At 38.0% G+C, this 14,224-nt stretch carries 12 protein-coding genes; 6 read left to right on the top strand and 6 right to left on the bottom strand.

The window, feature by feature from the left end:
- Window positions 1–22: 22 nt before the first annotated feature.
- The 3 genes from U859_RS0114235 to U859_RS0114225 form a co-directional block, all read right to left on the bottom strand.
- A complete protein-coding gene (locus tag U859_RS0114235; protein ID WP_025144032.1) occupies window positions 23–1,327 on the bottom strand; it encodes an amidohydrolase in 1,305 nt (434 codons plus the stop codon).
- Window positions 1,328–1,429: 102 nt separating this feature from the next.
- Window positions 1,430–2,611, bottom strand: coding sequence for an NHL repeat-containing protein (locus U859_RS0114230; RefSeq protein WP_025144031.1), 1,182 nt, complete (start codon window positions 2,609–2,611; stop codon window positions 1,430–1,432).
- 65 nt (window positions 2,612–2,676) lie between these two features.
- Window positions 2,677–3,186, bottom strand: coding sequence for a hypothetical protein (locus U859_RS0114225; RefSeq protein WP_025144030.1), 510 nt, complete (start codon window positions 3,184–3,186; stop codon window positions 2,677–2,679).
- Window positions 3,187–3,343: 157 nt separating this feature from the next.
- On the opposite strand from U859_RS0114225, the gene pgi reads away from it, so the two are divergent.
- The 6 genes from pgi to U859_RS0114195 all read left to right on the top strand — a co-directional run bounded on the left by pgi (window position 3,344) and on the right by U859_RS0114195 (window position 10,884).
- Window positions 3,344–4,990, top strand: coding sequence for a glucose-6-phosphate isomerase (pgi, locus tag U859_RS0114220; RefSeq protein WP_025144029.1), 1,647 nt, complete (start codon window positions 3,344–3,346; stop codon window positions 4,988–4,990).
- A gap of 178 nt (window positions 4,991–5,168) precedes the next feature.
- Complete coding sequence (locus U859_RS0114215; RefSeq protein WP_025144028.1) at window positions 5,169–6,482, top strand: M16 family metallopeptidase; 1,314 nt, start codon at window positions 5,169–5,171, stop codon at window positions 6,480–6,482.
- Window positions 6,483–6,515: 33 nt separating this feature from the next.
- Window positions 6,516–8,594, top strand: a complete 2,079-nt coding sequence (locus tag U859_RS0114210; protein WP_025144027.1) for a M16 family metallopeptidase — start codon at window positions 6,516–6,518, stop codon at window positions 8,592–8,594.
- 377 nt (window positions 8,595–8,971) lie between these two features.
- Entirely contained in the window at window positions 8,972–9,340 is a 369-nt protein-coding gene (locus U859_RS0114205) for a hypothetical protein (RefSeq protein WP_025144026.1), read from the top strand.
- Between the two features lie 48 nt (window positions 9,341–9,388).
- Window positions 9,389–9,931 (top strand): YceI family protein, encoded by a 543-nt coding sequence (locus U859_RS0114200; protein ID WP_025144025.1) that lies wholly within the window; start codon window positions 9,389–9,391, stop codon window positions 9,929–9,931.
- A gap of 5 nt (window positions 9,932–9,936) precedes the next feature.
- A complete protein-coding gene (locus tag U859_RS0114195) occupies window positions 9,937–10,884 on the top strand; it encodes a DUF5777 family beta-barrel protein (protein WP_025144024.1) in 948 nt (315 codons plus the stop codon).
- 105 nt (window positions 10,885–10,989) lie between these two features.
- On the opposite strand, the gene U859_RS0114190 is transcribed toward U859_RS0114195, so the two are convergent.
- The 3 genes from U859_RS0114190 to U859_RS0114180 are packed head-to-tail and all read right to left on the bottom strand — an operon-like array spanning window position 10,990 to window position 14,223.
- A complete protein-coding gene (locus U859_RS0114190) occupies window positions 10,990–12,132 on the bottom strand; it encodes an ABC transporter permease (RefSeq protein WP_025144023.1) in 1,143 nt (380 codons plus the stop codon).
- Window positions 12,132–13,268: a glycosyltransferase family 2 protein gene (locus U859_RS0114185; RefSeq protein WP_084153070.1), complete on the bottom strand. Its 1,137-nt coding sequence runs from the start codon at window positions 13,266–13,268 to the stop codon at window positions 12,132–12,134. Before U859_RS0114185 ends, U859_RS0114190 begins: the two co-directional genes overlap by 1 nt.
- Window positions 13,246–14,223 carry a lysylphosphatidylglycerol synthase domain-containing protein gene (locus U859_RS0114180; RefSeq protein ID WP_025144021.1) on the bottom strand — a complete coding sequence of 326 codons (978 nt, stop codon included), beginning with the start codon at window positions 14,221–14,223 and terminating at the stop codon, window positions 13,246–13,248. Before U859_RS0114180 ends, U859_RS0114185 begins: the two co-directional genes overlap by 23 nt.
- Between the last annotated feature and the right edge of the window lies 1 nt (window position 14,224).

Genomic DNA, 14,224 nt, shown 5'->3' with positions numbered 1-14,224 from the left:
CCAATGAACTAATGAACCACCCTTATTTCTTCATCGACATATAATCCAGCGTTAGATTGGATAATAACTTAACACCTAACACAAAACCGCTTTCATCGAGGTAAAAATCTGGCGTATGGTGCGATGGCGCTTTTAATGGATCCTTGCCTTTTGGCATCCCTCCTAAAAACACAAATAAACCTGGTACTTTTTCCTGAAAGAAAGAGAAATCTTCTGCACCAGTTACTGGCGGTTTTACTTTAACATGCTCCTTACCTGCTGTGGATTGCATACTTGGCAGCATTTTTTCGGTTAATGCGATGTTATTAAAAGTGACAGGGTAATGATTGCTGTATGGAATTTTAACTTCTGCAGTTGCACCGCCAGCTTCAGCTGTTTTAGTTACGATGGTTTTAATACGCTCGATAAACATGGCCTCATCTTCTTTGCTGAAATTACGTACCGTACCCAACATTTCTACCTTTTCAGGGATAATGTTCGAGCGTACTCCACCATTAATAGCACCTATGGTAACCACACCAGGATTTTCAGTTACATTTAAGTTTCGGCTTACAATGGTTTGCAGGTTATTGATGATCTGTGCAGAAATCACCACCGGATCGATGCTGCTCCATGGGTAAGCGCCATGTGCTTGACGGCCAGTAACCGTAATTTTCATATCGTTTACTGCTGCCATGGTTCCACCCGGGCGGTATGTTACCTCACCAACCTCTGTTTGAGAGTTGATGTGCAGTCCAAAAATTACATCTACTTTAGGATTTTCTAATACACCTTCTTTAATCATTAAAGCCGCACCGCCTTCATCTCCTGCCGGAACACCTTCTTCTGCGGGTTGAAATATGAATTTAACTGTTCCCTGAATATCTTTTTGCATAGAAGCTAGTACCTCGGCTACGCCCATTAAAATGGCAACGTGGCTATCATGTCCGCAGGCGTGCATTACACCAACTTCTTGTCCGTTATATTGCGTTTTCACTTTTGAAGCAAACGGTACGTCTACCCTTTCGGTAACAGGTAATCCGTCCATATCGGCACGCAGGGCCACCACCGGACCAGGTTTACCACCTTTTAAAATCCCTACCACACCCGTTTTGGCTACACCAGTAGTTACTTTTATTCCTAATGATTCAAGGTGTTTTGCAATGATACCCGCTGTCCTTACTTCGGTATTTCCCAATTCGGGATGCTCGTGAAAATCGCGCCTCCAGGCAATTACTTTTTGTTCAATGGCATCGGCTTTTTTTGAAACCAAAGGTCTCAAATCCGATTTTTGAGCAAAAGCATTTAATCCAAGCAGGAAAAAACCAATCAGGTATATTTTTTTCATGATGTAGTTGTTTAGTTTAGGTGCCCTAATCTAAACAATTTTGGGGAGAGACGGAATTGTATAAAACGATAATAGCCATCCCGAAGGATGGCTATTAGAATATTAACCTTTTTTATAGATAACAATCTTTCGTACATAAATATCACAAGCAATTACCTCATCATTAGCACCAATTGCCACTCCTCTAGCAAAATCTAACTGGCCAAGTCCTATTTTTTCTCTAACATCTCCATTCTCATCAGTTTTAATAATATAGCCGCCAGCTGCAATATATAAGTAATCACCTTTAGCCTTAATGGCCCAATAATTATCTGAAACTTTCCATGTTTTTAGATATTTGCCCTGCTTATCAAAAACCTGCATTCTACCAGCATCACTAACATAAATATTTCCTTTAAAATAACAAATGCCTAATGGTGTATAGAATTGACCACTTGCTCTACCCTCAGTACCAAATGTAAAAAGTAACTTCCCATTTGAATCGTATTTCTTAACCCGATCATTTAGGCTATCCACGATCCAGATATTCTGTTCATCATCAATAGTCAGCTCTTCAATATTTCCAAATCCGTTATCACCTGTTCCATAAACGCCCCATTCTCTAATCAACTGCTTATTGGCATCAAATATTTGGACGTAACTACTACTCTGCGTGCGGGTTGCTATATAATTTCCATTATTAAAAAAACCAGTTGCCCTGGCTCCCGATCCACTATAAAATAACTCCTTATAATTTCCATTAATATCGAATTTCTGAACACGATTTAATCCCTCGTCACTTACATAAATATTTCCTGTTTTATCTGTTTCAACATGATATGCAAAGCTAAACTGACCAATTCCATTCCCCTCCGAACCAAAAGATAATGCACGATAGTAATTTAACCCTGAAGTATATCCAAAATCAGCATCACTAAACCTACTAAACGATTTCGGACTATTGTAGGTCCTCACCTTATAAAAATTCTTTGTTAATGATTTACTAATCGCCGAATCATCAAAAGTTGTATCAGCCAATTCTTTTAACAAAACATATTTTTGAGCCACATTATCAAATTTGTATAATTGATACTTTTGGGCCAAAGGCATGGGTGTCCAGGATACAGTTATACGTGATCCATAAATACCTTTTGTTGCTTTTAGATTTATTGGTCGATCAACATCAAGCGTATCGATAATTCTTAGGGTATCTATTTTGGTCAACCCTTCTTTTTCGCAAGAAGAAAAAAGGAAACAGGAAAAAAAAAGGCAACAGGCTGCTAATAGTGAGAGCGATCTAAACATATTTTAAAATTTTGACGAAGATAATTATTTAACAGCACATGTTAAATAATTATCTTCTATCGGTGCTATCCAAACATCCCTTTCAACTTATCAATAATTCCTCCCTCACTTTTTTGTCCGGGTTGTTGTGCCTGTCCGCCACCATTAAACATGCCAATTACATCGCTCACATCAAACTTACCATCATCACCACCTAAACTACCTAAAACATCTTTAAGGTTAAAAGAACCATCATTAGGATCATTGGTTTTATGTGTAAACTTGGCAATAAGCCCGGGGATGATGCTTGATGCCAAAGATTTTGCAGTATCAGCGTTAATACCCAATCCACTTAATCTATCAATAAAACTTCCGGAGGCCTGTTCGGCAACCTGACTACCTTCGGCTTTATTCCCATTAAAAATATCAGTCAAGGCGCCAATATTACCTGATGACACCTGATCTTTCAGGCTATCGAAAATAGATCCTGAAGCAGCCTGGATCACCGCTTCATTGTGCTCGTTTGGAATAGCGGCATTATTAACAACACTTTCCTGTACGTTTTCACGCACCATTTCATTTAAATTTTCTAACATGAGTGTAGAATTAAAAGATTAAAATAATTAATGAACTAACAGGGATGTTGTTTTAAAGTTACTTTGTTTAATCGAGATTAAAAATTCTTAATAATTTTGAACATTAAAAAGACCGTTTTAAAATTTTGCTTTATTACTTTTACAAAAAACAAAGATTATGTTACCTAAAGTAAATTTTACAGAAACTGAGGCCTACAAATATTTAGCCGATCATTTTATAGATATTAATCAAAAAAGCATTAAAGATCTTTTTGCTGAAGATGCAGATCGTTTCAATAAGTTTTCTGTTTTTTTTGAGGATATTTTATTGGACTATAGTAAAAACCGCATCAGCGATGAAACATTGGCGCTGTTAATTCAGCTTGCACGTGAGTGTAAATTGGACGAAGCTATAAAGGCAATGTACAACGGTGATAAAATCAACGAAACAGAAGATCGTTCGGTACTCCATATTGCGCTGCGTAATTTAAGCAATACCCCGATTTTAGTTGATGGTAAAGATGTAATGCCCGAAGTTAACGCGGTATTGGCTAAAATGGAAAAATTTAGCAACAGCATTATCAGCGGCGAATGGAAAGGTTATACCGGCAAAGCCATTACAGATATTGTAAATATTGGTATCGGAGGTTCTGATTTAGGACCAGTTATGGTCACCGAAGCATTGAAGCATTACAAAAACCATTTAAATATCCACTTTGTTTCTAATATTGACGGTACACATATTGCAGAAACATTAGCAGATTTAAACGCCGAAACCACCCTATTCTTAGTGGCATCGAAAACATTCACGACACAGGAAACCATGACCAATGCACACTCTGCACGTACCTGGTTTTTAGAAAAGGGGGGTAAAGAAAACGATATTGCCAAACACTTTGCAGCGTTATCTACCAATGCGAAAGACGTTTCAGCCTTTGGTATCGATACCGAAAACATGTTTGAGTTTTGGGATTGGGTTGGCGGCCGTTATTCATTATGGAGCGCCATCGGTTTATCCATCTCGTTAAGCATTGGTTTCGATAACTTTAAACAATTACTGGCAGGTGCACATGCTACCGACAACCACTTTAAAACTGCTGAATTTGAAAGCAACCTACCGGTAATTTTAGGTTTACTGGGCGTTTGGTACATCAATTTTTATAATGCAGAAACCCAGGTGATTTTACCTTACGACCAGTATATGCACCGTTTTGCTGCCTATTTCCAACAGGGAGATATGGAAAGTAACGGTAAACATGTAGATAGAAACGGTAATGAGGTTGATTACGAGACCGGACCGATTATCTGGGGCGAACCAGGTACAAATGGTCAACATGCCTTTTATCAGTTGATCCACCAGGGTACCAGGATTATTCCTGCCGATTTTATTGCGCCAGCGCAGAGCTTAAACCCATTGGGCGATCACCATCCAATTTTATTATCCAACTTCTTTGCCCAAACAGAAGCTTTAATGAACGGTAAAACAGATGAAGAAGTTAAAGCTGAATTAAAGAAAGAAGGCAAATCGGATGCTGAAATTGAAAAAATCGCTCCATTTAAAGTTTTTGAAGGTAACCGTCCAACAAATTCTATCTTATTGAAAAAAGTAACCCCATATACCTTAGGCAGTTTAGTAGCCATTTACGAACACAAAATATTTGTTCAGGGTGTAATTTGGAACATTTTCAGCTTCGACCAATGGGGCGTAGAATTGGGCAAGCAATTGGCCAAAAAGATTCTTCCTGAATTATCAGGAAGCGAAAAAGTTTCAAGCCATGATAGTTCAACAAACGGTTTAATTAATCAATATAAAGCCTGGAGATAAAATCTCCAAAAAAAATCATTAAAAAAGCGGGTTTATACCCGCTTTTTTTGTTTTTATTCCTAAATTAGGACATCCTTAGTTCCTACCCACGCTCTGTGAACATCCCAAACGAACTTATTTAAAGAAATAATCACTGACTTCCGTTTTTGATCATTTTAACGACTTAAAAAAATTACTAATGAAAAAAAGAATTCTTTTTGCATTGGCTATTTCGGCTATATGTTTAAATGCGTATGCCCAAAAAGTAAAATTTACCGAATTTGACTTAGACAATGGCCTGCGTGTTATTCTACACCAAGACAAAACCGCTCCGGTAGTAGCAGTTTCCGTATTTTATCATGTAGGTTCCAAAGATGAGAATCCACAACGTACAGGTTTTGCGCATTTCTTTGAACATCTGTTATTCGAAGGTTCAAAAAACATCAAACGTGGCGAATTTATGAAACTGGTAAGCAGTAATGGTGGCCAGAACAATGCTACAACAGATCAAGACCGTACACTTTATTATGAAGTTTTTCCATCAAATCAACTGGAGTTAGGCTTATGGTTAGAAAGTGAGAGAATGCTCCATCCGGTAATTAACGAAGTTGGCGTAAAAACACAGAACGAAGTGATAAAAGAAGAAAAACGTTTACGCATGGATAATGCCCCTTATGGGAAATTTACGGAGAAAATATTCTCCGATCTATTTGCTAACCACCCGTATCGTTGGGAACCAATTGGTTCAATGGAACATCTGGATGCTGCAAAATTGGATGAATTTATCGCTTTCTTTAAAAAATATTATGTACCTAATAATGCAGTTTTGACAATTGCAGGCGATTTAGATATTGATAAAACAAAAACTTTGGTCAAATCTTACTTTGCAGAGGTACCTAAAGGTGCAGCTATAGAGCATAAAACCGACAAACTACCAGAAATCACCAAAGAAATTATCGATACGGCTTACGATGCCAACATTCAGATTCCAGCAATTTTTGCAGCTTACCGCGTACCCGGTATGAAAAGCAGAGAGAATAAGGTTTTGGCCATGATTAGTTCTATTTTATCAGAAGGAGGAAGTTCGAGGTTAAGCACTAAAATGGTCGATCAAAAGAAAACCGCGCTACAGGTTGCAGCTTTTAACTACTCACTTGAAGATTATGGGGCTTACATTACCTTTGCACTACCGAATAATAACACTCCGCTTAACGATCTGTTAAAAGATATTGATGAAGAAGTTTTGAAGCTTCAAACCGATCTGATTAGCGAAAGCGATTATAAAAAGCTGCAGAACAAGTTCGAAAACAATTATGTAAGTGCAAATAGTACAATGCTTGGTGTTGCAGAAAACCTGGCTGATGGATATGCTTTTCATAATAAGGACACAAACAATATTAACGAGGAATTAGAGGTAATCAGATCCATCACCCGTGAGGAAATCAGAGATGTTGCCAAAAAATACCTGAACAAAAACCAAAGAGTTGTATTGTATTACTTACCTAAGAAATAAGCTGACCGCTTTTTCATTTTAATTATTAAAAACATGAAAAAATTATTCATAATAGCTGCAGTTTCCTTATTGGCTCAAGGTATTTCAGCACAAACCATAGACAGGAGCCACAAACCAAAACCTGGTCCGGCACCGGTGATTAGCATAGGCGATCCTGTTATTTATAAATTAACCAATGGTATTACTGTTTTAGTAGTAGAAAACCACAAATTACCAAAAATATCGGCCAGTTACAGCATTGATGCCGGCCCGATTAGCCAAGGCACCAAAGCAGGTATAATAGCTTTGATGGGAAGCATGCTTAACGAAGGCACCGCAACCAAAACAAAAGTACAGTTTGATGAAGCAGTAGATCAGCTAGGTGCCGACGTAAGTGCAAGTGCCAATGGGGGTTCTGTACCTGCTTTAACCCGTTATTTTCCACAGGCATTTGCTTTAATGGCCGAAAGTATCCGTAAACCTGCATTTCCTGCAGAATCTTTTGAGAAATTAAAATCACAAACGATTACAGGCTTAAAAGCGAGCGAAAAAAGTGCAAAAGGAATTTCTGAACGTGTGGTAAATGCTTTGGCTTACGGTAAAAACCATCCAAACGGTGAGTTCGAAACCGAAGCTTCCGTTAATTCAATTACCTTAGCCGATGTTAAAACTGCTTATCAAAAATACATTACCCCATCAAGAGGTTATTTAACCTTCGTAGGTGATATTAGCCCAGAAGCAGCAAAAGCCCTGGCCGAAAAAGCATTCGGCGACTGGAAAGGAACGGCTTTAAACTTGCCTGTGTTGACTAAAGTAGCAAATCCGGCAAAAACAGAAGTCGATATTATTAATTTAAGTAATGCTGTTCAATCAGAAATTACCGTGGTGAACTTAATTGACTTACCAATGAGCAGCCCTGACTATTTCGCGGTTCGGTTGGCAAACGAAATTTTAGGCGGTGGCTCTGATTCGAGACTATATAAAAATCTCCGTGAGCAACATGGATTTACTTATGGTGCCTATGCTAATACGGGCTCAGGACGTTTCCAAGTAAAATTTTCTGCCAATGCCGCCGTTAGAAACGAAAAGGTTGATAGTGCTGTTGTAGAATTTCTAAAAGAAATCAATAACATTCGCACCATTAAGGTTACTGCAGATGAATTACAAAATGCCAAAAACCTTTTCAACGGATCGTTTGCATTGGGTTTAGAAGATCCGGCACGGACTGCAAGTTTTGCGAGCAATATCCTGATCAATAATTTACCAAAAGATTTTTATCGTACTTTTCTACAAAAGGTAAATGCAGTAACTACCGATGATATTCTAAGGGTAACAAAAAAATACTTTAATCATGATAATACCCGTATCGTTATTGTAGGTAAAGCTGATGCTTTTGCAGCTGGTTTAACTAAAGCTGGTTTTAAAACACAGGTTTTCGACAACTATGCCGATCCGGTTAAAGCAGCCGAACCAATTTCTGCACCTACTGTCACTCCGGCTGAAATCATCAATAAGTACATTAAAGCCATTGGTGGCGAAGCAGCCATTAAAAAAATCACTTCTTTACAACTAAATGGAGAAATGGAAATGCAGGGTCAGAAATTAACCGTTACCATAAAAAATATGGCACCTAATTTAAGCAGCATGGAAATATCGATGGGGGGCCAAACGGTAATGAAACAAGCTTTTAATGGAAAAACGGGTTATGATATGCAAATGGGACAAAAAGTTGAATTAACCGGAAACGATCTTGCCGAAAAGAAAGATGATAAAGGCTTTGGCGGGCAATTGTATTACGCCGCTGATGGAGCTAAGATTGAATCGGCAGGAACGGCTAAAGTAGGTACAGCTGATGCATTTAAATTGAATATCACTTCTCCATCAGGACACAAGAAAACTGAATATTACGATATAAAATCTGGCCTGATGTTAAAAACCGAGAGTACCTCAACAAAAGGTGCTATCGAAATTAGCCAATCTATAGAGTATTCAAACTACAAAAAAATTGGTGATATATTATTTCCATTTAGTTTAACATCATCAGCCTCTACTCCACAGGGGTCGCAAGAGTTTTTAATTATAATTAAGGATGTTATAATTAATCCACCATTAAAAGCTGAAGATTTTAATTAAGACCTAAATAAATTTAATTCAAAGCCGCCCCAATGTAAAAACTGGGGCGGCTTTTTTTGTGTTTTTTTCTTTAGGAGGCAACCTATCCTTAAAAGCCAACGTATAAACTAAGATTTCGAAAGAAACACCATTTAAAATTTAATGCATTTACAAAAAGTATAATAATCCTCAAATAAATAAAACATAAATCCTAAAAAATCAGAATATGACAGCAAAAAATCAGGTTATCGCCATTTTATTTACTGTATTTCTGATTATGCTATGCATATCCAGAAATACAGAGCATGATTCAGCAAAAAATTTAATTACAACAGCCATTAACCACACAAATCCATAAAATTAACCAAGTGTCTACCCCATTCATTAAAAACTACTTTATGAAAAAACAAGTTTCCATTTTTCTATTAGCCACATTTGCCGCATTACTTTTTGCCTGTTCTAAAAAACAAGCGGAGGAAATAAAGCCTGAAACTCCAACAACTACTGGTCCAACACCTGTAACCACAGCTAATGTAACCTACTCAAATTTCGCCGGCGCACTGTTTCAAACAAAATGTAACAACTGCCATGGGCCTAATGGCGCACTCAAATCAATCTGGTTATTTAATGGTTTAGCTTCCATTAAAAACGATACCCGTGTGGCCAATAGCATACTGGTTACCAAAACGATGCCTAAAGGAGGTACCCTAACGGTAAGTGAAAGGGAGCTGTTACAAGCATGGTTCGATAAAGGCATGCCTGAATAGCCTCTAAAAATTAACGCCCGGTTTATCAAGAACTTAAATACATTACAGATGCAAAAATTATTTTTCACATTAACAGCCCTTCTTTTATGCACTGGCATAAAAGCACAGATTTGGGTAAGCAAAAGCGTTAATTCTTCATTTTTTTCTTCAACACCTGTTGAAGATATTGATGCACAGAGCAAAACAGGGGCTTCGGCTATTAATACTAAAACAAACGATATCATTTTCAAGATCAACAACACTTCTTTTCAGTTTAAGAAAAAACTGATGCAGGAGCACTTTAACGAAAATTATATCGAGAGTGATAAGTACCCAACTTCAGATTTTAAAGGAAAGGTTGTAGAACAGATCGATTTTTCGAAACCTGGCACCTATCCTATTACCGTTAAAGGAAATCTGCAGATCCATGGGGTAACCAAAGAATATACGGCAAAAGGATCGCTGGTAATTACCGGTGATGAAGCCAAAGCAAGCTCAACTTTTAATGTAAAACTGGCTGATCATGACATCAAAATCCCAACAATCGTTTTTAAACAGATTGCAGAAACTGTACAGGTAAAAATGACCGCTATTTATCAACCCAAAAAATAAAATTTATGAAATATCATCTAAAATCTCTTTTATACTTATCTGTTATCTGTTTGCCTTCTTTGACTTTTGCTCAGGATTCGCTCGAAAAAGCATTGGAGATGCCCACCGAAAAAAAGAATGTACAAGCAACTTTTAAGGCTACTAAACTGATCAATATCCAAACCAACGAAACCATTTATAAAAACGAACTGGATTTTAGGGTAGATCACCGTTTTGGAGATATTGCGGGCAGTGCGGGAGGAACAAAAAACTTTTTCGGACTGGATCAATCAACAGATATCCGCATCGGTTTTGAATACGGGATCAGCGATAGACTTTCTGTAGGTTTATCGAGGGCAAAAGGAGCCGGTGTAGTTACACAGCTTTACGAAGGAAACTTAAAATACCGTTTATTGGAGCAAACCGCTGATGATAAAGTACCTGTTGCGGTAACGTTATTCGGAAGCACGACACTTTCGGCAGCAAAAGCTTCGACAGATCCTACTACGGCTAATGCATTCAGCGAATTTCAGGACCGCTTAACCTATGTAGTGCAAGCTGTAATTGCCCGCAAATTTAATTCGAACTTTTCGATGCTGGTAATGCCATCGTATGTACACCGAAACTTTACTGTTTTTGGCGATCAGAATGATATGCTTGCCGTATCAGTTGGGGGTCGTATCAAAATTACCAAACGCATGGCTTTTGTTGCCGATTATACTATTCCATTCAGAGATAAGGATAAAAAAGCTTATCTCGAAAATACATTGGGTACACAATATTACAACACACTTGGTGCCGGACTGGAATTTGAAACAGGAGGACATATTTTCCACCTCAATTTTACCAATGCAACCGCAATACAGGAATCACAGTTTATTACCGACACCAACACTTCATGGCTAAAAGGACAATACCGCTGGGGATTTAGCATTGCCAGGAGATTTTCTTTCGACAAGAAAAAGGCTAAGTAGTTCCACTTACCGTTTCATCAAATACGTTGACCGCAACGGCTTAATTTTTGTTTTTTAAGGGTAAAGCAGTATCGTAATGGGTACTGCTTTTTTTATGGAAAGATTTTAAACAGTTACATTTTGGCCCTTTACATCAAATGCATCACGTAAGCCGATGGCCAGCACATTGAAAGCGTAAACAGTAAGCATAATGGCCAATCCGGGCAATATAGCGAGGTAAGCGGCATCCATAATGATATAACCATAATGTTCCTTGATCATACTGCCCCAACTTGGCATTGGGGGTTGAGCGCCAAAGCCCAAAAAGCTTAGTCCTGTTTCCAATAATATGGCCGAGGCAAAATTAGAAGAAGCCACCACCAAAATCGGCCCTGCAATATTTGGGAGTATATGTTTAATAATGGTTCGGCTGGTACTAAAACCTAAGGCCCTTGCAGCCTCTACAAATTCTACCTCTTTTAATGCCATTACCTGCCCGCGTACCAACCTGGCCACATCAACCCAGGTTGATAGGCCAACCGCAATAAATATCTGCCAGAAACCTTTACCTAATGCAAATGAGATGGCAATTACCAATAAAAGTGATGGCAACGACCAAACCACATTCATAAACCAACTGATTGCGGCATCTATCTTACCGCCAAAATAACCTGCTATTGCGCCCAAACTCACGCCGATAAAAAGAGAAATAAGTACCGCCATTAAACCTACGGATAGTGAAACGCGGATACCCAAAATTAAACGGCTTAATAAATCACGACCGTAAATATCGGTTCCAAGGATATAAGTTTGTTTATAAATGTTATTCTTCGCAAAAAGTGCTTCTGGATTACCATTTTTTGAAGGTAAAACACATTCAGGGCATAAATCTTTTAATTCATACTCCGTTTCTTTGGCTTTTTCGTCTTCCCCAATATATTCCTGTACAAAAACTGACGTACCTTTTATCTTATATGACGTAATCGGTATACTTTTAAAAGTCGGTGTTTGCCCATTGAGCATCCTTTCGAAAAAGTTAACTTTTTCTACTTTCGGGTTCTGGCTAATAATCAAAAACGTAAAGGTGCTGCCAGGCTTCTTTTTGTTTAACTGGAGCGTTTGAACATTGGCATTGGGCGAATGATCAGGCATGATCAAATAACCCAAAACGCCCATCAACATTAACAACAGGATAAAAATCAATCCACCGAACGCAAGTTTATTCCGCTTAAACTTTAACCATACTTTTTTTGATGGGCTATTATCCATTATCTAACCATTCTGCCTTTCCAATTGTATTTTCCGCTGTTTCCGGCAATACCGATGTATACCATGTAAATTACATGCAGCACATTTAAAACAGGGATTAAAATGAGTAAACTGCGCCTTTTAGCAAAGCCGGTTACATCCCATAAAAATAAGGTTTCTAAAACCATTTTAAACAACAATTGATATAAAGTAAGGGCCAAAAAACCCGGAATAAACAGTCCGGTAATAAAGTTTGACAATATACTGAGATTGAAAATCCAGATGAGTACGCCCAAAACAATAATTGCTTTATTTTTATAACGGGTACTCTTTGAGGCCCAGCGTTTGCGCTGCTGAATAAACGAACCCAGCGTTTCTTTTGCGTGGGTATATACAATGGCTTCCCTGTTTTTTAAGAAACCGATTTTATCAGGATATTTGGCTGCTATTTTATGGAGTAACAATTCATCATCGCCCGATGCCAGGTCATCAATACCCTGAAAACCGCCAACCTCGTAAAAAGTGGCTTTCTCATAAGCCAGATTTGCTCCGTTACAGGTTGATGGTTTCTGGTTTCCAATGGTAGAGGCGCCTAAACCGATCAGGTATAAAAACTCTAAAGATTGCAAACGTTCAAAAAAACTTTTCTCCTGAAAATAGGCTACCGGAGAAGAGATCATTTTATAGTTTTTTTCCTCGTATAAATTAACGATTGTAGCCAGCCAGTTTGGCCCCATTCTACAATCGGCATCAGTGGTGATGATCAGTTCGCCGGTACAGGTTCCAATAGCAGTTTGTATCGCTTTTTTCTTGTAAGAATTTAACGCCCTGTTTTCATTTAGCTTGATCAGTTTCACATTACGGTCTGCATAACTGAGCACAATCTCTGCTGTACGGTCTGTAGAATGATCATCAATAATAATGATCTCCGTTAAAGTTTTTGGATACTGTTGTGCGATCAGGTCATCAATTGTTTTGTTGATATTGGCTTCTTCATCTCTGGCTGCTACAATGATCGATACTTTGGTGTGTGAATCTGATTTTTGAGGGGTAAAATAAACCAACCTGTGCCATCCCCTGATAAAATAAAGGACTAAAAAACCATAGATTAAGGTCAAAACAGCAGATAATAGACTAATTAGATTTAGAATTTCCAAAAAAATTGAGTTTAAAAACGAAATAAGTGCCTAAGATAGCAGGAATTATGATATTTATAAGCCAAATACTCGCAGTACATGCAATAACAGCCACATGTTGATCGGTTACATGTTTAAATAATTCAACAGCAGTAACACTCCTGATGCCCACATCAAAAAGATCCAGTGAGGGGAGTGCCGATTGAACCAAAAAAAGTAAACAGGTCATCATGATGATATCTGCATAATGTAAGCCGGGCACCAGCCACACAAACAAAATGAAATATTGAGAACTGAATACCAGGTACCTTGCAAAACAATAGGTGATGATTTTGAAAAGCTCTATTTTTCTGTACCTTGCCAAAATGCCATAAAACTTTTTGTATTTCCTGGTGAATTTAAAGGATAACAAAATACCGTTCAGCCATCGGATGTTAAAATAAAAGATCAGAAAAAACAGACAAAAAATTATTGCAAAGAATACCAATGCAATAAACAATACCCGATCTATCGGGATAAAGCGGTATACAAAAAAACAGGCGGCAATGGCGCCAAAAACATTGGTTAATACCAGTTGACCAATACTGCCCACGCTCATGGCCACTATACCAACTATTCTTCGTTTGGGCGAAAGGAAAAATACCCTGCCTCCGTATTCCCCTAATCTATTGGGTGTAAAAATAGCCAGTGTTAAACCGCAGAAAACAGATTCGATGGCACGGTAAAAGCTGATGGGTTCAATGTGGCTCATCAGGTATTTCCATTTTCCAGCCTCTAAAAACCAGTTCACCAACATCAAGAGTACAACGATGCCAATGATGGAGATAATTTCTGCCTGGGGGATATCTTTTAACAGGGTACTAAAATCGCGGAGGTTTTTATTGGCTACGAGTTTATGGTAAATAAACCAAAAGGCAAATACTACAATTGCAGCTTTAATTAAAAGTGATAGTATTTTTTTGTGCTTGCCTGTCAAG

Origin of the sequence: Pedobacter jeongneungensis, assembly GCF_000633455.1 — a bacterium.
Taxonomy (GTDB): domain Bacteria; phylum Bacteroidota; class Bacteroidia; order Sphingobacteriales; family Sphingobacteriaceae; genus Pedobacter; species Pedobacter jeongneungensis_A.
Note: the sequence above shows the minus strand (reverse complement) of the source record. Positions and strands in the feature narration are given on the sequence as shown.